Source organism: Thauera aminoaromatica, assembly GCF_000021765.1.
Lineage (GTDB): Bacteria > Pseudomonadota > Gammaproteobacteria > Burkholderiales > Rhodocyclaceae > Thauera > Thauera aminoaromatica.
Map to the genome: position 1 here is coordinate 1,714,037 of NC_011662.2, position 16,431 is coordinate 1,730,467.

Annotated in this window: 19 protein-coding genes; 6 read left to right on the plus strand and 13 right to left on the minus strand. The window is 70.1% G+C overall.

Annotation, left to right across the window (positions count from 1 at the left end; genetic code table 11):
- Positions 1-31: 31 nt before the first annotated feature.
- Together TMZ1T_RS07560 and bioB are read right to left on the minus strand one after the other, a co-directional pair.
- Entirely contained in the window at positions 32-994 is a 963-nt protein-coding gene (locus tag TMZ1T_RS07560; RefSeq protein WP_012585069.1) for a methyltransferase domain-containing protein, read from the minus strand.
- Positions 995-1,005: 11 nt separating this feature from the next.
- Positions 1,006-1,986: a biotin synthase BioB gene (gene bioB, locus TMZ1T_RS07565; RefSeq protein WP_004329059.1), complete on the minus strand. Its 981-nt coding sequence runs from the start codon at positions 1,984-1,986 to the stop codon at positions 1,006-1,008.
- 64 nt (positions 1,987-2,050) lie between these two features.
- Between bioB and TMZ1T_RS07570 the strand changes: the two genes are divergently transcribed.
- A complete protein-coding gene (locus tag TMZ1T_RS07570; RefSeq protein WP_041589632.1) occupies positions 2,051-2,782 on the plus strand; it encodes a ComF family protein in 732 nt (243 codons plus the stop codon).
- A 137-nt stretch (positions 2,783-2,919) separates the two neighbouring features.
- Complete coding sequence (locus tag TMZ1T_RS07575) at positions 2,920-3,396, plus strand: tRNA (cytidine(34)-2'-O)-methyltransferase (RefSeq protein WP_004326033.1); 477 nt, start codon at positions 2,920-2,922, stop codon at positions 3,394-3,396.
- A gap of 21 nt (positions 3,397-3,417) precedes the next feature.
- On the opposite strand, the gene TMZ1T_RS07580 is transcribed toward TMZ1T_RS07575, so the two are convergent.
- The 6 genes from TMZ1T_RS07580 to TMZ1T_RS07605 form a co-directional block, all read right to left on the minus strand.
- Entirely contained in the window at positions 3,418-4,419 is a 1,002-nt protein-coding gene (locus TMZ1T_RS07580; RefSeq protein WP_012585072.1) for an NAD(P)H-dependent glycerol-3-phosphate dehydrogenase, read from the minus strand.
- Complete coding sequence (locus tag TMZ1T_RS07585) at positions 4,407-4,904, minus strand: SH3 domain-containing protein (protein WP_012585073.1); 498 nt, start codon at positions 4,902-4,904, stop codon at positions 4,407-4,409. Before TMZ1T_RS07585 ends, TMZ1T_RS07580 begins: the two co-directional genes overlap by 13 nt.
- Positions 4,905-4,914: 10 nt before the next feature.
- On the minus strand, positions 4,915-5,379 hold the full coding sequence (gene secB, locus TMZ1T_RS07590) for a protein-export chaperone SecB (RefSeq protein ID WP_004326030.1): 465 nt from the start codon (positions 5,377-5,379) through the stop codon (positions 4,915-4,917).
- 125 nt (positions 5,380-5,504) lie between these two features.
- Positions 5,505-5,774, minus strand: a complete 270-nt coding sequence (grxC, locus tag TMZ1T_RS07595; RefSeq protein WP_004326029.1) for a glutaredoxin 3 — start codon at positions 5,772-5,774, stop codon at positions 5,505-5,507.
- Between the two features lie 2 nt (positions 5,775-5,776).
- Positions 5,777-6,193, minus strand: coding sequence for a rhodanese-like domain-containing protein (locus TMZ1T_RS07600; protein WP_004326028.1), 417 nt, complete (start codon positions 6,191-6,193; stop codon positions 5,777-5,779).
- 32 nt (positions 6,194-6,225) lie between these two features.
- Complete coding sequence (locus TMZ1T_RS07605) at positions 6,226-6,555, minus strand: ArsR/SmtB family transcription factor (protein ID WP_004326027.1); 330 nt, start codon at positions 6,553-6,555, stop codon at positions 6,226-6,228.
- A gap of 207 nt (positions 6,556-6,762) precedes the next feature.
- Here TMZ1T_RS07605 and TMZ1T_RS07610 point away from each other — a divergent pair, with 207 nt between their 5' ends.
- Genes TMZ1T_RS07610 through TMZ1T_RS07625 form a run of 4 tightly spaced genes read left to right on the plus strand, consistent with a single transcriptional unit; the run spans position 6,763 to position 10,971 of the window.
- The gene (locus tag TMZ1T_RS07610; RefSeq protein WP_012585074.1) at positions 6,763-8,208 is read left to right on the plus strand and encodes a murein hydrolase activator EnvC family protein; all 1,446 of its coding nucleotides are present in this window, start codon (positions 6,763-6,765) and stop codon (positions 8,206-8,208) included.
- 44 nt (positions 8,209-8,252) lie between these two features.
- A complete protein-coding gene (locus tag TMZ1T_RS07615) occupies positions 8,253-9,704 on the plus strand; it encodes a S41 family peptidase (RefSeq protein ID WP_004313510.1) in 1,452 nt (483 codons plus the stop codon).
- 27 nt (positions 9,705-9,731) lie between these two features.
- A complete protein-coding gene (locus tag TMZ1T_RS07620) occupies positions 9,732-10,181 on the plus strand; it encodes a hypothetical protein (RefSeq protein ID WP_004313512.1) in 450 nt (149 codons plus the stop codon).
- A 7-nt stretch (positions 10,182-10,188) separates the two neighbouring features.
- Positions 10,189-10,971: a HesA/MoeB/ThiF family protein gene (locus TMZ1T_RS07625; protein WP_012585075.1), complete on the plus strand. Its 783-nt coding sequence runs from the start codon at positions 10,189-10,191 to the stop codon at positions 10,969-10,971.
- On the opposite strand, the gene ribD is transcribed toward TMZ1T_RS07625, so the two are convergent.
- The 5 genes from ribD to TMZ1T_RS07650 all read right to left on the minus strand — a co-directional run bounded on the left by ribD (position 10,957) and on the right by TMZ1T_RS07650 (position 16,399).
- A complete protein-coding gene (gene ribD / locus TMZ1T_RS07630; RefSeq protein WP_004313516.1) occupies positions 10,957-12,054 on the minus strand; it encodes a bifunctional diaminohydroxyphosphoribosylaminopyrimidine deaminase/5-amino-6-(5-phosphoribosylamino)uracil reductase RibD in 1,098 nt (365 codons plus the stop codon). The two genes, TMZ1T_RS07625 and ribD, sit on opposite strands and share 15 nt — an antisense overlap.
- Positions 12,035-12,547: a transcriptional regulator NrdR gene (gene nrdR, locus TMZ1T_RS07635; protein WP_004313518.1), complete on the minus strand. Its 513-nt coding sequence runs from the start codon at positions 12,545-12,547 to the stop codon at positions 12,035-12,037. Before nrdR ends, ribD begins: the two co-directional genes overlap by 20 nt.
- Before the next feature lie 61 nt (positions 12,548-12,608).
- Complete coding sequence (gene glyA / locus TMZ1T_RS07640) at positions 12,609-13,859, minus strand: serine hydroxymethyltransferase (RefSeq protein ID WP_012585076.1); 1,251 nt, start codon at positions 13,857-13,859, stop codon at positions 12,609-12,611.
- Between the two features lie 129 nt (positions 13,860-13,988).
- The gene (locus tag TMZ1T_RS07645; RefSeq protein WP_012585077.1) at positions 13,989-15,800 is read right to left on the minus strand and encodes a TRAP transporter large permease; all 1,812 of its coding nucleotides are present in this window, start codon (positions 15,798-15,800) and stop codon (positions 13,989-13,991) included.
- Positions 15,797-16,399, minus strand: a complete 603-nt coding sequence (locus tag TMZ1T_RS07650) for a TRAP transporter small permease subunit (protein ID WP_012585078.1) — start codon at positions 16,397-16,399, stop codon at positions 15,797-15,799. Before TMZ1T_RS07650 ends, TMZ1T_RS07645 begins: the two co-directional genes overlap by 4 nt.
- Between the last annotated feature and the right edge of the window lie 32 nt (positions 16,400-16,431).

The window sequence follows — 16,431 nt, forward strand, 5'->3', positions numbered from 1 at the left end:
CTCGGGGCAGGATCGTGCGGGGAGGAGGGGCTCAGCGCGCGGGCGGGCGGGGCTGGAAGCGCATGATGGCGCGTCCGTCCGCGGTGGTCTTCGGGGCGGGCTTCCAGGCGTGGCCCTGGATGATCTCGAAGCTCGCCGGCAGGCGGCCGTCGTGGCGCAGGCGCTCGTAGGCGGCGCGCGCAGCCTCCCAGCCGGTCCGGCCGGAGAGCCCGCGCGGGCGAGTGCTGGCGGCGTTGTTGCCACCGCTCGCGCGCAGGTCGGCGAAGAGGCCGTCGAGGTCGGCGTAGGTCAGGGTCAGCATCTCCATGTCCATGACCGGGTCGCTGAAGCCGGCCTGCACCAGCGCGTCGCCGAGGTCGTGCATGTCGATGAAGCGGTGCACCCGCTCACCCGCCGTGGCGGGCAGCGCGGCGCGCAGCTCGCGCAGGGTGTCGGGGCCGAGCGTCGAGAACATGAAGAGCCCGTCCACCTGCAGCGTGCGGTGCACCTCGCGGAAGGCGGGCAGCGGGTCGTCGAGCGCCGGCAGCATCAGGTTGGACCACACCAGCCCGAGGCTGGCGTGCGCCAGCGGCAGCGCACACGCGTCGGCGACGAAATGCGGCGCCGCGGCGGGGCGCCCGCCGATCAGGCGGCGCAGCAGCCCGCCGCCCTGCGGGCGCAGGCGCGCGCGCGCGCGGGCGAGCATCGCGGGCGCGAAGTCGGCAGCGAGCAGGGTGGCCGCGGGGAAGCGTTCGGCCAGGCGCGGCAGGTCTGCCCCGGTGCCACAGCCGAGGTCGAGCACGCGCTGCGGACTCAGGCGGATGTAGTCGAGGCGCTCGTCCATGCGCCGCGCGACCTCGCGCGCCAGCGCGTCGGCGCCGTCGCAGTGCGGCGCGGCGCGCTCGAAGCGGCGGCGCAGCAGGCTGCGGTCGAGGGCGAAGCCCGGCGCGGCGGGGGCCTGCCCGGGGGGGGCGTCCCGGGCGCTGACGTCCTGGCCGGGGGTGGGGGTGTCCATGCGCTCGCCGCTCAAATTGCGCGCAGGCCGAGGCGCGCGAACAGGCGGTCGTCGCGGTCGGCGTCGGGGTTGTCGGTGGTGAGCAGGCGCTCGCCGTAGAACATCGAGTTGGCGCCCGCCAGGAAGCACAGCGCCTGCAGCTCGTCGCTCATCTCGCCGCGGCCGGCGGACAGGCGCACGTAGCTGCTCGGCATGGTGATGCGCGCGGCGGCGATCGTGCGCACGAATTCGAAGGGGTCGAGCGCCCCGGCGCCCGCGAGCGGCGTGCCCGGGACCTGGACCAGGTTGTTGATCGGCACCGACTCGGGCGGCGCCGGCAGGTTGGCGAGCTGGGCGATCAGCGCGGCGCGCTGGCGGCGGTTCTCGCCCATGCCGACGATGCCGCCGCTGCATACGTTGATGCCGGCGCCGCGCACCTTGTCGAGGGTGTCGAGGCGGTCCTGCAGGGTGTGGGTGGTGATCACCCGGCCGTAGAAGTCGGGTGCGGTGTCGAGGTTGTGGTTGTAGTAGTCGAGGCCGGCGTCGGCGAGCTGCTCGGCCTGGCCTTCCTTCAGCATGCCCAGGGTCACGCAGGTCTGCAGGCCGAGCGCCTTCACCTCGCGCACCATCTCGAGCACCGGGGCGAGGTCCTGGTCCTTCGGCCCGCGCCAGGCGGCACCCATGCAGAAGCGGCTGGCGCCGCGCGCCTTGGCCGCGCGCGCGTTGGCGAGCACCTCGTCGACCGGGAGCAGGCGCTGGCGGGCGAGACCGCTGTCGTGGCGGGCGGACTGCGAGCAGTAGCCGCAGTCTTCCGAGCAGCCGCCGGTCTTGATCGAGAGCAGGGTGGAGCGTTGCACTTCCTGCGGGTCGAAGTGGCTGCGATGCACCTGCTGGGCGCGGAAGACGAGCTCGAGCAGGGGCAGCTCGAAGAGCGCCTCGACCTCGGCGGTCGCCCACTGGTGGCGGGACGGGGGCGCTGCGGGGCGTTCGATCGTCGCGGAAGTCGTTGTCATGTAATGCTTTCCAGGCTGTAATTACGAATTACGAGGCCCGCATGTTCTTCCATCGGTGGAAATCTTGTCAAATTCACTGCATCCCCTCCGCGTCCTGTTCAACCATGCGATGGACGTGCTCGCGCCGCAGGACTGCTTCGTCTGCGGTGCGACGAGCGGCGGCGAGGCCGTCTGTGCCGCCTGTGCCGACGAGCTGCCGCGGCGTCCTTCCACCGCGTGCCCGCAATGCGGCCTGCCCGGCCTGGATGGTGGCCGTTGCGGCGCCTGCCGGCGCAGCGCGCCGGCCTTCGATGCGACGCGGGCGGTGTTCGATTTCGCCTTCCCGGTCGACGCGATGATCCATGCCCTCAAGTACCGCCACCAGCTCGCGGTGGGCCGTTACCTTGGCGATGCGTTGGCCCGATGCGGCGCCGATTTCGCTGCGGAAGACGGCGCGGGGGCCGATCTCGTGCTGCCGATGCCGCTGCATCCGCGCAGGCTCGCCGAGCGCGGCTTCAACCAGGCGGTGGAGCTGGCGCGCGGATTCGCGCGTGCGCGCGACCTGCCGCTCGGGCTCGCCGTCGTGCGCAAGCTGCGCGACCTGCCGGCGCAGGCCGGGCTCGACCGCGAGGCCCGCCTGCGCAGCCCGCGCGGCGCCTTCGAGTGCGTGGAGGACCTGAGCGGGCGCAGGGTGATCGTGGTCGACGACGTGATGACCACCGGCGCCACGCTCGACGAGCTTGCGCGCTGCCTCAAGGGGCGAGGGGCGAGCTGGGTCGGCAACCTGGTCGTGGCGCGCACGCCTTCGCCCTCTTGAGCCCGCGGTGGTGGCGGCCTGCTAGACTCGCCGGCCGGCGGCTCCGCTGCACTCGCTTCGGCTTGCGGAGCGGTCTTGCCGCAGCCGATTTCCGCCCGGCCATGCACCTGCACCCGGCCAACCTTGGCTATCCAGCGATGTTCGAGATCGTCCTCTACCAGCCCGAGATCCCGCCCAACACCGGCAACGTGATCCGCCTCGCCGCCAACACCGGCTGCCGCCTCCATCTGGTGGCGCCGCTCGGCTTCGACCTGTCGGACAAGCAGCTCGCCCGCGCCGGCCTGGACTACCACGATCTCACCTGCCTGACCGTGCATCCCGACTGGGCGCACTGCCGCGAGGTGCTCGCCGGGCGGCGCATGTTCGCCATGAGCACGCGTGCGAGCCGGCGTCACGACCGTGTGGATTTCCAGCCTGGCGATGCGCTGCTCTTCGGTCCCGAGAGCCGCGGCCTGCCCGAGGAGATCCTGCGCGAGTTCGCGCCCGAGCGGCGGGTGCGCATCCCGATGCGCCCGACCAACCGCAGCGTCAATCTGTCGAACGCGGTGGCGGTGGTGGTGTACGAGGGCTGGCGCCAGCACGACTTTGCCGGCGCCGTCGCGCAGGGCGACTGAGCCGAGCCGCGCCGCGCGCGCTCACTCCGCGCGCGGGTCGCGTGCGAGCAGGCGCTCCACGGCGCCGCGCGCGTCGAGTCCGTGATGGAGGAGAGCGTCGATGGCTTCGCAGATCGGCATCTCGACGCCATGGCGGCGGGCGAGGCCGACCACCTCGCGTGCGGTCGACACGCCCTCGGCAACGTGGCCGAGCTGGCGCAGGATGTCGGCGAGGCCCTTGCCCTCGGCCAGCGCCAGGCCGACGCGGCGGTTGCGCGAGAGGTCGCCGGTGCAGGTGAGAATCAGGTCGCCCATGCCGGCCAGGCCCATCAGGGTCTCGCCGCGCGCGCCGAGCGCACGCGCGAGGCGGGCGATCTCGGCCAAGCCGCGGGTGATCAGGGCGGCGCGCGCATTGAGTCCGAAGCCCATGCCGTCGGAGACGCCGGCGGCGATCGCCATGACGTTCTTGACCGCGCCGCCGACCTCGCAGCCCACCAGATCGGTGTTGGCGTAGATGCGCAGGCGGGGCTGGTGCAGCACGCCCACCCAGTGGCGGGCGAAATCGGCGTCGTGTGCCGCCAGCGCGATCGCCGCGGGCAGGCCGCGCGCGACCTCGGCGGCGAAGCTCGGGCCGGTGAGTACGCCACTCGCGGACCCGGCGCCGCACTCCTCGGCGACGATCTCGTGCGGCAGCTTGCCGGTGCCGGCCTCGAAGCCCTTGCAGGCCCACAGCAGCGCACGCCCGGGAGCGAGCCGACGCAGCTCGCGCACCGTGGTGCGCAGGCCGGCGAGGGGGGTGACGACCAGATGCAGCTCGGCCTGCGCTGCGGCGCGCGCGAAGTCGGCCTCGACCGCGAGCGTGTCGCGCAGGCGGACACCGCGCAGGTAGCGGGTGTTCTCGTGGATGCGGGCGATCTCTTCGAGCTGGCCGCGGTCGCGGCCCCACAGGACCACCTCGTGGCTGGCGGAAAAGGCTTGGGCGAGCGCGGTGCCCCAGGCGCCCGCGCCGAACACGGCGATGCGGCGGCGGCTCACAGTCCCCATACCTCGCTGGCGTGCACGTAGCCTTCGAAGCCCTCGACGTGGCGCACGCGCGCCCAGCCCTCGCTGGCGGGTTCGAGCAGTTCGAGGACGACGTTGCGCGTGGCTTCGAAGGCGGGCGCGGCGGTCTCCTGCGCGGCGCGGCGCACGATCGCGCGCTCCGCGGTGACGATGACCGTCCGGCGCGTGACGAGGGCGCCGCCCTCGACCCAGCCGAACCCGCCGGCAGGGTCGCGCACGCGCATCCAGCCGTCCTCGCGCACGACGATCTCGACCGGTGTGCCCGGGCGCAGGCGGAACAGCGCCTCGGCATCCGGCGCCGGCTGCTCGCGCAGCAGGGTCGAAGCCGCGACCGAGCGGTATTCGATCGCCTGCGCGGCGACCGGCAAGGCCGCGCCGCCCAGGGGGGCGAACACGGCGAGCATCAGGAGCGCGCGGCCGAGCGGCGCCGAAGGTATCTGCGGGGACGGACGGCGCGCGCGCTTCATGCGGGACGCCTCACTGGATGGGAACTTCGCCGTTCGCCTGCTCGATGGCCTGCTGGCGTTGCGCCTGGTAGAGCGATTCGAAATTGACCGGCGAAAGCAGCACCGGCTGGAAACCGGCACGGGTGACCGCGTCCGACACCGCCTCGCGGGCGTAGGGGAAGAGGATGTTGGGGCAGCCGATCATCATCACCGGCTCCAGCTCACCCTCGGGGAGGTTGCGGATCTGGAAGATGCCGGCCTGCGCGACCTCGACCAGGAAGAGGTTGCGTTCCTCGCCGATGCGGGCGTTGACGGTGACGGTCAGGGTGACTTCGTACACGCCTTCCTCGACCACCTGGCCTTCGGTACGCAGTTGCACGTTCACCTGCGGGGTCTCGCGCTCGAGGAAGATCTGCGGGGCACCCGGCACCTCGACCGAGAGGTCCTTGACGTAGAGTTTTTCGATCGAGAAGACGGGTTGGGTGTTTTCGCTCATGAATCGGGTTCCGGTTTGGGTGGGTACGGCCGCGCCTGCGGCCGCGGGGAAAAAGGATGCTCGGCGGGGAGCGTCGGAGATGGGGGGGCGGGGGCGTCTCGCGTGCCGCGGGTACGAACCCGCGCTCAGGCGCTCTCGCCGCGCAGCAGCGCAGCGAGCCTGCCGCCGCGCTCGAGGGCGAGGAGATCGTCGCAGCCGCCCACATGGTAGTCGCCGATGAAGATCTGCGGAACGGTGCGGCGTCCGCTCAGCTTCATCATCTCCTCGCGACGCGAGGGGTCGAGATCGACGCGGATCTTGTCCAGCCCGACCACGCCCTTGTCGAGCAGCAATTGCTCGGCGCGGATGCAGTAGGGGCAGGTGGCGGTCGCGTACATGCGGATCGGAGGCTGCATGCTCACTTCCTCTTGCGGCTGACGGGCTGCCCCGCCTTCTGCCACTCCATCATGCCGCCGCGCAGGTTGTAGATGCGGTTGAATCCGGCCTTGCGCAGCGCGCCTGCGGCGCTGTTCGAGCGCGCGCCGGTGGTGCAGCAAAGGATGACCGGGTGGTCCTTCCACTTTTCCATCTCCTTGCCGCGGCGCTCGATCTCGCCGGCGGGGATGTGGCGCGCGTTGGGGATGTGGCCCTGGGCGTACTCGCCCTGCTCGCGCACGTCGATGACGATCGCGTCCTCGCGGTTGACGAGGAGGGTCGCCTCCACGGGCGAGAGCTGGGTGTCGTCGCCGCGGCTGCGCACGAGTTCGACCATCAGCCAGGTGCCCGAGGCGGCGGCGAGCGCCGCCCAGTACCAGTTGTGTTGCAGGAATTCCACGAAGGGGATGCTCCGGTTGCGGGGTTGGGGGGTCAGCGTTCGGCGTCGTCGTCGGCGCAGAAGACCTCGCGCATCAGCACGATCAGCTGCAGGGTGCGCTCGTCGCCGACGCGGTAATAGACGCGGTTGGCGTCCTTGCGCGTCTGCAGCACACCCTTGTCGCGCAGGATGGCGAGATGCTGGGAGATGTTGCTCTGCGAGGTTCCCACCGCGTCGACGATGTCCTGCACGCATTCTTCGCCGCTGCCGAGCACACAGAGGATCTTCAGGCGCAGGGGATGCGCGATCGCCTTGAGCGCGCGGGCGGCGGTCTCGATGTGTTCGTGCTTGTCGATCAGGGTGGTGATTGCGTCTTTGTCCACGATGGGGCCGGCAGAACCAAAGCGCTAGTATAAAATAACGCGTTGTCCCGATGCATGAGAGATCTCGCGTCCGAGCGGCCGCGTGCCGGTCACGAGCCGCCGCCTCGCGCACCCTTCACCGCATCGGGTCCCTTGTCCGACTGCCCTCCGTCCTCGCCCCCGTCCAGCATTGCTCGCCCCTCGCAACTCTCCGCGGATCCCACCCCGTTGTCGCCCAGAAGCCTGAAGTCGCCGATCGCAGGCGCGTGCATCGCCGCGCTCGCCGCCCTCCTTGTCGTGCCCGGCCCGGCCTTCGCCCAGGCCGGCGGCGAGATCGCCGAGCGGCGCTCCGACCTCGACGAGCTCAAGCAGCGTATCCGCGAGTTGCAGGAGGAGATGGCGAAGGCGGAGGCCGATCGCACCAGCGCGCAGAAGGCGCTGGTCGACTCCGAGCGTTCGGTGTCGCGCGCCGTACGCGAGCTCGCCCGCATCGAGGGCGAGCGCAGGAATGCCGAGAAGCGGCTCGCGGTGCTCGAAGGCGAGCAGCGCGAGACCGCCGCGCGCATCGACGCCCGCCGCGGTGAGCTCGCCGACTGGGTGCGTCGCCACTACGTGCATGGCGCGGCCGACGGTGTGGCGCCGCTGCTGTCGGCACGCGACCCCAACCAGCTCGCGCGCGACGCGCACTACCTGGAGCACCTTGGTCGCGCCCGCCTGGAGCTCATCGAAGGCCTGCGCACCGACCTCTCCGAGACCCGGCGCCGCGCCGACGAGATCAGCGCCCGCCGCGATCGTCTCGCCACGCTCGAGAGCGAGCAGCGCGACCGCCAGCAGCAGCTGCAGACCGAGCAGTCGCGGCGCAAGGCCGCGCTCGCCGAGGTGAGCCGCGAGCTGCAGGCGAAGAAGAGCGAGGTCGATGCGCTGCAGCAGGACGAACAGCGTCTCGGCAAGCTCATCGAGACCCTCGCTCGCCGCGCCCGCCTCGCCGCCGCGCGCGAGGCCGCACGCCGTGAAGCGGAGCAGCGCGAGGCCGAACGCCGCGCCGCCGCGCAGCGCGAGGCCGAACGTCGCGAAGCCGCGCAGCGCGAGGCGGAGCGCCGTGCGGCGCGGGCACGCGCCGAGCACGAACAGCGTGGCGAGACCGCAGCGCGCGCGGAGCCGGCGCCGGTGCCACGCCTCGAGGCGCCGCCGCCGGCACGGGTGGAGCGTGCGCAGCGCCCCGAGCCGGTGGTCGGCGAGGTCCGCGACGCCGCCAGTGCCACGCCCACCGGCGTGCGCTTCAACCAGCTGCGTGGGCAGCTGCGCTTTCCGGTGCGCGGAGAACTCGTGGGCCGCTTTGGTGCTCCAAGGGCGGAGGGTGGAACCACCTGGAAGGGCGTGTTCATCCGCGCCGGCAACGGTGCCGAAGTGCGTTCGGTGGCCGGCGGGGAAGTGGTCTTCTCGGACTGGTTGCGCGGGTACGGCAACCTCATCATCGTCGACCACGGCAGCGACTACCTGACCATCTACGGCAACAACGATTCCCTGCTCAAGGAAGTGGGCGATCGCGTCGGCGGTGGCGAGCCGATCGCCAGCGTGGGCGCCGCCGGGGTGGGCAACGATTCGGGTTTATACTTCGAGATCCGTCACCAGGGGCAGCCGCTCGATCCGATGCAATGGATGCGGCTCAACTAGACGGGACGGCCGACCGGGGCGGTCGGCGCACTACTGGAGTTCTCATGCGCAGCAGCAAGCTGAAACAGTTCGGCCTCGTCATGACCGGCATGGTGGCCGGGATCATGATCAGCCTCAATTTCTCCGCCAACGCCGACCGCAGCGCGCCCCTGCCGCTGCCGGTCGACGAGTTGCGCGCCTATGCCGACGTCTTCAACGCGATCAAGCAAGGCTACGTCGAGCCGGTGGAGGACAAGAAGCTGATCACCGACTCGATCAGCGGCATGCTCTCCGGGCTGGATCCGCACTCCGCCTATCTCGACGCCGAGGCCTTCAAGGACCTCCAGGTCGGCACCCAGGGCGAATTCGGCGGTCTCGGCATCGAGGTCGGCATGGAAGACGGCTTCGTCAAGGTGATCTCGCCGATCGAGGATACTCCGGCCTTCCGCGCCGGTGTGCTGGCGGGCGACCTGATCGTCAAGCTGGACGACACCCCGGTCAAGGGCATGAGCCTCAACGACGCGGTCAAGCGCATGCGCGGCAAGCCGCGCACCGACATCATCCTCACGATCATGCGCAAGGGGCAGTCGCAGCCGATCGTGATCAAGCTGACGCGCGAAGTCATCAAGGTGCAGAGCGTCAAGTCCAAGGTGGTGGAGCCCGGCTACGCCTACCTGCGCATCGCGCAGTTCCAGGAGAACACCGCCGCGTCGGTGGTCGAGCACCTGGCCAAGCTCGGCGCTCAGGGCCCGGTGCAGGGCCTGGTACTCGACCTGCGCAACGACCCTGGCGGCCTGCTGCACGGCGCCGTGGGCGTGTCGGCGGCCTTCCTGCCCGAAGAGACCCTCGTGGTGAGCACCGACGGCCGCACCGAGGACGCCAAGCGCGAGTACCGCGCCATCCAGGCCGACTACCTGCGCGGCACCCGCGACGACTTCCTGCGCCGCCTGCCGGCCTATGCGCGCGACGTGCCGATGGTGGTGCTGGTGAACGCGGGCTCGGCCTCGGCCTCGGAGATCGTCGCCGGCGCGCTGCAGGATCACAAGCGCGCCAGGGTGATCGGCACGCAGACCTTCGGCAAGGGCTCGGTGCAGACCATCCTGCCGCTCAACAACAACACCGCGATCAAGCTCACCACCGCACGCTACTACACGCCGAGCGGGCGCTCGATCCAGGCCAAGGGCATCGCGCCCGACATCGTCGTCGAGGAGACCGCCAACGGGTCCGGCCGCCGCGTGCGCGAGGCCGATCTGCTGGGGCATCTCGAGAACGACAAGGGCGCCGTGGAGGCCGCGAAGGCCGCTGCCGGCAAGGCGGACGGCGCGCCGGCAGAAGAAACCGCGGCCGAGACCGCGCGCTTCGAGCTCGCGGGCGACAACGACCACCAGCTCAAGCAGGCGATCCGCCTGCTCAAGGGCGAGGACATCGCCCACGCCGCGCCGGCCGTCGAGGCCGAAGCGGCCGGGGGACAGGCCGCGGCGGCCGGGGCCGCGCAGCCTGCGGCGGCGAAACAGTAAGCCGGGAGTCCGGCCGGGGGGACGATCATGCGCAGGGAAACTGCCTACAAGCTGGCGGGCCGGCATCACGACCGGCCCTTGCCGGGCGCCGATATCCACAAGCATCGCGAGATCCGCTTCAAGCCGCTCCCGCCCGGGCAGGTGGAGCGCGCCTGGAAGTCGCTGCAACTGCTCAAGGGCCTGCAGCTCGAGCGCACCGACGATCCGCTGGGAATCGTGGTGCGCTACTCGGTGCTCGACTATTCGCTCGAGTCGCTCGAGGACGCGCTGCGCGAGGCCGGCTTTGCGCTGGAGAATTCGCTCTACATCAAGCTGGTGCGGGCACTCGTGTATTTCAGCGAGGAGACCCAGCGCCACAACCTGCTGTCGCCCGAACGCCTGATCAAGCAGTCCAACGAGGTCTACATCCAGGCCTGGGACCACCACGTGCATGGCGACCACGACGACACCCCGCTCGAACTGCGCGAATACAAGTAATCGGGCGATGAACGACGACCAGCTGCTGCGCTACAGCCGCCACATCCTGCTGCCCGAGATCGACGTCGAAGGCCAGCAGGCCCTGCTCGATGGGCGCGCGCTGGTGGTCGGCGCGGGCGGGCTGGGCTCGCCCGCGGCGATGTACCTTGCCGCCGCCGGGGTCGGCACCCTCGTGCTCGCCGACCACGATACGGTCGATCTCACCAACCTGCAGCGCCAGATCATGCACTCGGCCGACATGGTCGGCCTGCCCAAGGTCGCCTCGGCACGTGCCACGCTGCACCGGCTCAACCCGCAGACCCGGCTCGAGCCGATCCAGGCGCGCCTGGAGGGCGAGGCACTCGAGGCCGAGGTGGGGCGCGCCGACGTGGTGCTCGACTGCACCGACAACTTCGCCACCCGCCACGCCATCAATCGCGCCTGCGTGAAGCACCGCAAGCCGCTGGTGTCGGGCGCGGCGATCCGCTTCGACGGTCAGGTCTCGGTGTTCGACCTGCGCAAGCCCGACAGCGGCTGCTACCACTGCCTGTTCCCGGAAGGCGAGGACATCGAGGAGGTGCGCTGTGCGGTGATGGGCGTGTTCGCCCCCATCGTCGGCATCGTCGGCACCATCCAGGCTGCCGAGGCGCTCAAGGTCCTCATTGGTTGCGGGCGCACGCTCGACGGCCGCTTGCTGCTGCTCGACGGCTTGTCGATGGAATGGCGCAGTGTCGCGCTCGGGCGCGACCCCGGCTGCGCGGTGTGCGGGACGGCGCGATGCGCCGGAGCGGTGGAATCAGCCCTGCGCTAGCGGTCGCGCGATCAGGCGCAGGTCGGGGCCGATGCGGCGCAGGTCGCGGATGTCCAGCCTTGTGGCGCCTTCCAGGCGGGTGAGCGCGGGCAGGTTGAAGAGCCCCTGCGCGGCGTCGCCGACCAGCATCGGCGCCAGGTAGATCAGCAGCTCGTCCACGCAGCCCTCGCGCAGCAGCGAGCCGTTGAGCTTGAAGCCGGCCTCGACGTGCAGCTCGTTGATGCCGCGCTCGCCCAGCAGGCGCAGCAGCGCACCCAGATCCACCTTGCCGGCCGCGTTGGGCACGAAGACGATCTCGTGGCCGGCCGCGCGCAGCATGTCGATGCGGGCTTGATCCGTGCTGCCGGTGGCGATCAGGATGGGTTCGCCCTGCAGGATGCGGGCCTGCGGCGACACCTCCAGGCGCGCATCGACCAGGATGCGCAGCGGCTGGCGTTCGCAGGGCACGTCGCGCACGCCGAGTTGCGGATCGTCCTCGCGCACCGTGCCGATGCCGGTCAGGATCGCGCATGCGCGCGCGCGCCAGCGGTGGCCGTCGCGGCGTGCGGCCGGGCCGGTGATCCACTGGCTGACGCCGTTGTCGAGCGCGCTCTTGCCGTCGAGCGTGCCGGCGACCTTGAGCCGCACCCAGGGCCGACCGCGCGTCATGCGTGAAACGAAGCCGATGTTGAGCTCTTGCGCCGCCTCGGCGAGCAGGCCGTGCGCGGCGGCGATGCCGGAAGCGCGCAGGCGGGCGAGACCGCGCCCGGCGACGAGCGGGTTGGGGTCTTCCATGGCGGCGATCACGCGCGCCACGCCGGCCTCGATCAGCGCGTCGGCGCAGGGTGGGGTGCGGCCGAAGTGCGAGCACGGCTCCAGAGTGACGTAGGCGGTGGCACCGCGCGCAGCCGCTCCGGCCTGGCGCAGCGCGTGGACTTCGGCGTGGGCCTCGCCGGCGCGCGCGTGCCAGCCCTCGCCGACGGTCGTGCCGTCGCGCACGATCACACAGCCCACGCGCGGGTTGGGCGAGGTGGTGTCGAGGCCGCGGGCGGCGAGCTGCAGCGCGCGCGCCATGGCGGCGTGGTCAGCCGCCGAAAAGGTCATGTCCGGGGTCCGCTCCGCCCTTGTCGGCCTTGCCGCGCCGCGGGCGCGTCTGCACCTCGCGGATCACCTCGGCGAACTCGTCGACGTCGGCGAAGTTGCGATACACCGACGCGAAGCGGATGTAGGCCACCTTGTCGAGCTTCTTGAGTTCCTTCATGACCAGCTCGCCGATCTTCTCGCTCGGGACTTCCTGTTCGCCCATGGCGAGCAGGCGCGCCTCGATGCGGTCCACCGCAGCGTCGATGGCCTCGATGGTGACCGGGCGCTTGCGTAGCGCCAGCTTCATGCTGCCGGCGAGCTTGGCGTGGTCGAACTCGGTGCGGTTGCCGTTGCGCTTGACGATGTGAGGCATCTTGAGGTCGATGCGCTCATACGTGGTGAAGCGCTTGTCGCACTTGACGCAGCGACGGCGACGCCGGACGACATCGCCGTCCTCGTTCTCGCGCGTGTCGGTGACCTGGGTGTTGGGGTCAGCGCAGAAGGGGCATTTCATGGCCGGAAGGCGGCGCCGGGCGGGGCGGGTGCCATTGCGGCGCCCGCTCCGCCCGAACGGCTTACTTGCCGTAGACCGGGAACTTCGCGCACAGCTCGGCCACCTGGCCGCGCACGCGCGCGATCACCGTCTCGTCCTGCGGTGCGTCGAGCACGTCGGCGATCAGGTGGGCGATCTTCTCGGCCTCGATCTCGGTGAAGCCGCGCGTGGTCATCGCCGGCGAGCCGAGGCGGATGCCCGAGGTGGTGAAGGGCTTCTCGGGGTCATTCGGGATCGAGTTCTTGTTCACCGTGATGTGGGCGCTGCCCAGCACCGCCTCGGCGGCCTTGCCGGTGATCTTCTTGTTGCGCAGGTCGACCAGGAAGACGTGGCTCTCGGTGCGGCCGGAGACGATGCGCAGGCCGCGCTCCTCGGACAGCACGCGTGCCATCACGCGGGCGTTGGCGATCACCTGCTCCTGGTAGTCGCGGAACGCGGGCGAGGCCGCCTCCTTGAAGGCCACCGCCTTGGCCGCGATGACGTGCATCAGCGGGCCGCCCTGCAGGCCGGGGAAGATCGCCGAGTTGAGCGCCTTCTCGTGCTCGGCCTTCATCAGGATGATGCCGCCGCGCGGGCCGCGCAGGGTCTTGTGGGTGGTCGAGGTGACGACGTCGGCGTGCGGCACCGGGTTGGGGTAGAAGCCCGCGGCGATGAGGCCGGCGTAGTGCGCCATGTCGACCCAGAAGATCGCGCCGACTTCCTTGGCGATCTTCGCGAAGCGCTCGAAGTCGATGCGCAGCGCGTAGGCCGAGGCGCCCGCGATGATGATCTTCGGCTTGTGCTCGCGCGCCAGCGCTTCCATCTTGTCGTAGTCGATCTCTTCCTTGGCGTCGAGACCGTAGGCGACCACGTTGAACCACTTGCCGGACATGTTCAGCGGCATGCCGTGGGTGAGGTGGCCGCCTTCGGCCAGGCTCATGCCCATGATGGTGTCGCCCGGCTTGGCGAAGGCCATCAGCACGGCCTGGTTGGCCTGCGAGCCGGAGTTCGGCTGCACGTTGGCGGCCTCGGCGCCGAACAGCGCCTTGAGGCGGTCGATGGCCAGCTGCTCGGCGATGTCGACGTGTTCGCAGCCGCCGTAGTAGCGCTTGCCCGGGTAACCCTCGGCGTACTTGTTGGTGAGCTGGGAGCCTTGGGCTTCCATCACCGCGTGGGAGACGTAGTTTTCGGAGGCGATCAGTTCGATGTGGTCTTCCTGGCGCTTGTTTTCGGCCTGGATGGCGGACCACAGCTCGGGATCGACTTTGGCGAGGGTGTCTTGCGAAGAGAACATGGCGTCTGCTTACCGGATGGGGTTGGGCGGAATCGAGGGGATTCGGACGCGCGATTCTAGCATGCGGCGATGCACGAAAAAGCGGCGGGCGCCCGTCGGACGCCCGCCGCCGGCAGGGAGGCGGCGGCCTTACCAGCCGCGCTGCTGCGTGCCGTAGCCCTCGTTGCCTGCGGCCGCTGCGGGCTCTCCTGAAGGGGGCGTGCCGCTGCCCTCCGGCGCTGCGCTGCCGGGGGGTTCCGCAGGCGATGCCCCGCCACCCCAGCTGTCGGACTGCTGCGCGCCCCAGCCGCCACCGTCGCCGCCACCGTCGACCTTGATCTCGATGGTGTCGAGGTCGACCTCCATCTTCTTGTCCAGCGTGAAGGTCACCAGGCCCGGGAACGCGATCAAGGCCACCACCATGACGATCTGCATCAGCACGAAGGGGATCGAGCCGGCGTAGATGTCCATCGTCTTGACGCCGGCCACGCGCTTCTTCGTCACGCGGTCGAGGTAGTCCTTCGCCGGCGCCACGCTGCGCAGATAGAACAGCGCGAAGCCGAAGGGCGGGGTCAGGAAGGAGGTCTGCAGGTTCATCGCCAGCAGCACGCCGAACCACACCAGGTCGATGCCCAGCTTGTCGGCGACCGGCGCCAGCAGCGGGATCAGGATGAAGGCGATCTCGAAGAAGTCGATGAAGAAGCCGAGGAAGAAGATCACCGTGTTCACGAACACCAGGAAGCCGATCTCGCCGCCGGGCAGCTTGTCGAACAGGTGCTCGACCCAGATCGGACCATCGACCGCGGTGAAGGTGAAGCTGAAGATCGTCGAGCCGATGAGGATGAACAGCACGAAGCACGACAGCCGCGCGGTGGCTTCGAGGCCGTGCTTGAGCAGCGCCATGTCGAGCTTGCCGCGCGAGAACGCCATGATCATGCCGCCCACCGCGCCCATCGCGCCGCCCTCGGTCGGGGTGGCCACGCCGAGGAAGATGGTTCCGAGCACGAGGAAGATCAGCGCCAGCGGCGGAATGAGCACGAAGGTCACGCGCTCGGTGATGCGCGACAGCAGGCCCATGCCGGTGAGCTTGTTGATCATCGCGGCGACGAAGGCGAACAGGGTGCCGCCGGTGAGTGCCACGACGATGGTCTCGTCCATCGCCGGCTTGACCTCGGCGCCCTTGAGGGCGGACAGGATCTCGCCGTAGTACATGCCGAAGGTGACCGCGACGACGGTGACGAATACGGTGAACACGCCGAGCGAGCGCATGCCCGAGCTGCCGTCCGGCTCGCGGTAGGTGCGCGCCTCGGGCGGCAGGGCGGGGACCATGGCAGGCTTGAAGATCGCCAGGCCGATGATGAACAGCACATACAGGCCGATCAGCATGAAGGCCGGGATGAAGGCGCCCTTGTAGAGGTCGCCGACGCTGCGGCCCAGCTGGTCGGCGATCACGATCAGCACCAGCGAGGGGGGCACGATCTGCGCCAGCGTGCCCGAGGCGGTGATCGCGCCGCTCGCGATCGCAGGGCTGTAGCCGTAGCGCAGCATGATCGGCAGCGAGATCAGGCCCATCGAGATCACCGCGGCGGCGACCACGCCGGTGGTCGCCGCGAGCAGGGCGCCGACGAAGATCACCGCCAGCGCGAGCCCGCCGCGGATCGGCCCGAACACCTGGCCGACGGTGTCGAGCAGCTCCTCGGCCATGCCGCTGCGTTCGAGCACCAGGCCCATCAGCGTGAAGAAGGGAATCGCGAGCAGGGTGTCGTTCTGGATGATGCCGAAGACGCGCAGCGGCAGCGCCTGGAAGATGCTGGGCGACAACAGGCCGATCTCGACGCCGATGAAGCCGAACAGCAGCCCGCAGGCGGCGAGGGCGAAGGCGACCGGGAAGCCGGTGAGCAGGAAGAGCAGCAGCGACCCGAACATCAGTTCGGGAGCGTGGGCGGTGAAGAGTTCGATCATTTCCGCACCTCGCCGGCGTCGTCATGATTGGGTTGGGCGTGTTCGGCGTCGTGCGCCTCGTTGCTCTCGTGCGCACCGTGCAGCAGCGGGTTGGGCGCCTTGCCCTGCAGGAAGGCGAAGCGCTTGATCAGCTCCGAGATCGCCTGCAGGCCGAGCAGCGCGAAGCCGAACGGCACCAGGGCATACACCGGCCAGCGGATCAGGCCGCCGGCGTTCGACGACATCTCTCCCGAAGCGTAGGCGCCCACCACCACCGGCCACGCGAACTGGATCATGAACCAGCACAGCGGCAGCAGAAACACGATGATTCCGGCGATGTCGATGACCATCCGCGTGCGCATCGACAGCTTGCTCGCGAGCACGTCGATGCGGACGTGGGCGTTCTGCAGGAAGGTGTAGCCGGCGCCGAGCAGGAAGACCGCGCCGAAGAGATACCACTGGATCTCGAGGAAAGCGTTCGAGCCGATGTTGAAGGCCTTGCGCGCGACGGCGTTTCCGGCGCTGATCAGCGCGGCGGCGAGCACGAGCCAGATGATGAACTTGCCGAAGAATCGGCTTACGGCATCGATGCCGTGTGAAATTCGGAGGAGGGTGTCCATTTGGCTCGCCTCGAGGCTTGCGTGCACAAAAA

Coding starts and splice junctions, on each gene's coding strand:
- TMZ1T_RS07560 (WP_012585069.1), bottom strand. CDS start 994: ATGGACACCCCCACCCCCGGCCAGGACGTCAGCGCCCGGGACGCCCCC.
- bioB (WP_004329059.1), bottom strand. CDS start 1,986: ATGACAACGACTTCCGCGACGATCGAACGCCCCGCAGCGCCCCCGTCC.
- TMZ1T_RS07575 (WP_004326033.1), top strand. CDS start 2,920: ATGTTCGAGATCGTCCTCTACCAGCCCGAGATCCCGCCCAACACCGGC.
- TMZ1T_RS07580 (WP_012585072.1), bottom strand. CDS start 4,419: ATGGGGACTGTGAGCCGCCGCCGCATCGCCGTGTTCGGCGCGGGCGCC.
- TMZ1T_RS07585 (WP_012585073.1), bottom strand. CDS start 4,904: ATGAAGCGCGCGCGCCGTCCGTCCCCGCAGATACCTTCGGCGCCGCTC.
- secB (WP_004326030.1), bottom strand. CDS start 5,379: ATGAGCGAAAACACCCAACCCGTCTTCTCGATCGAAAAACTCTACGTC.
- grxC (WP_004326029.1), bottom strand. CDS start 5,774: ATGCAGCCTCCGATCCGCATGTACGCGACCGCCACCTGCCCCTACTGC.
- TMZ1T_RS07615 (WP_004313510.1), top strand. CDS start 8,253: ATGCGCAGCAGCAAGCTGAAACAGTTCGGCCTCGTCATGACCGGCATG.
- TMZ1T_RS07620 (WP_004313512.1), top strand. CDS start 9,732: ATGCGCAGGGAAACTGCCTACAAGCTGGCGGGCCGGCATCACGACCGG.
- TMZ1T_RS07625 (WP_012585075.1), top strand. CDS start 10,189: ATGAACGACGACCAGCTGCTGCGCTACAGCCGCCACATCCTGCTGCCC.
- ribD (WP_004313516.1), bottom strand. CDS start 12,054: ATGACCTTTTCGGCGGCTGACCACGCCGCCATGGCGCGCGCGCTGCAG.
- nrdR (WP_004313518.1), bottom strand. CDS start 12,547: ATGAAATGCCCCTTCTGCGCTGACCCCAACACCCAGGTCACCGACACG.
- glyA (WP_012585076.1), bottom strand. CDS start 13,859: ATGTTCTCTTCGCAAGACACCCTCGCCAAAGTCGATCCCGAGCTGTGG.
- TMZ1T_RS07645 (WP_012585077.1), bottom strand. CDS start 15,800: ATGATCGAACTCTTCACCGCCCACGCTCCCGAACTGATGTTCGGGTCG.
- TMZ1T_RS07650 (WP_012585078.1), bottom strand. CDS start 16,399: ATGGACACCCTCCTCCGAATTTCACACGGCATCGATGCCGTAAGCCGA.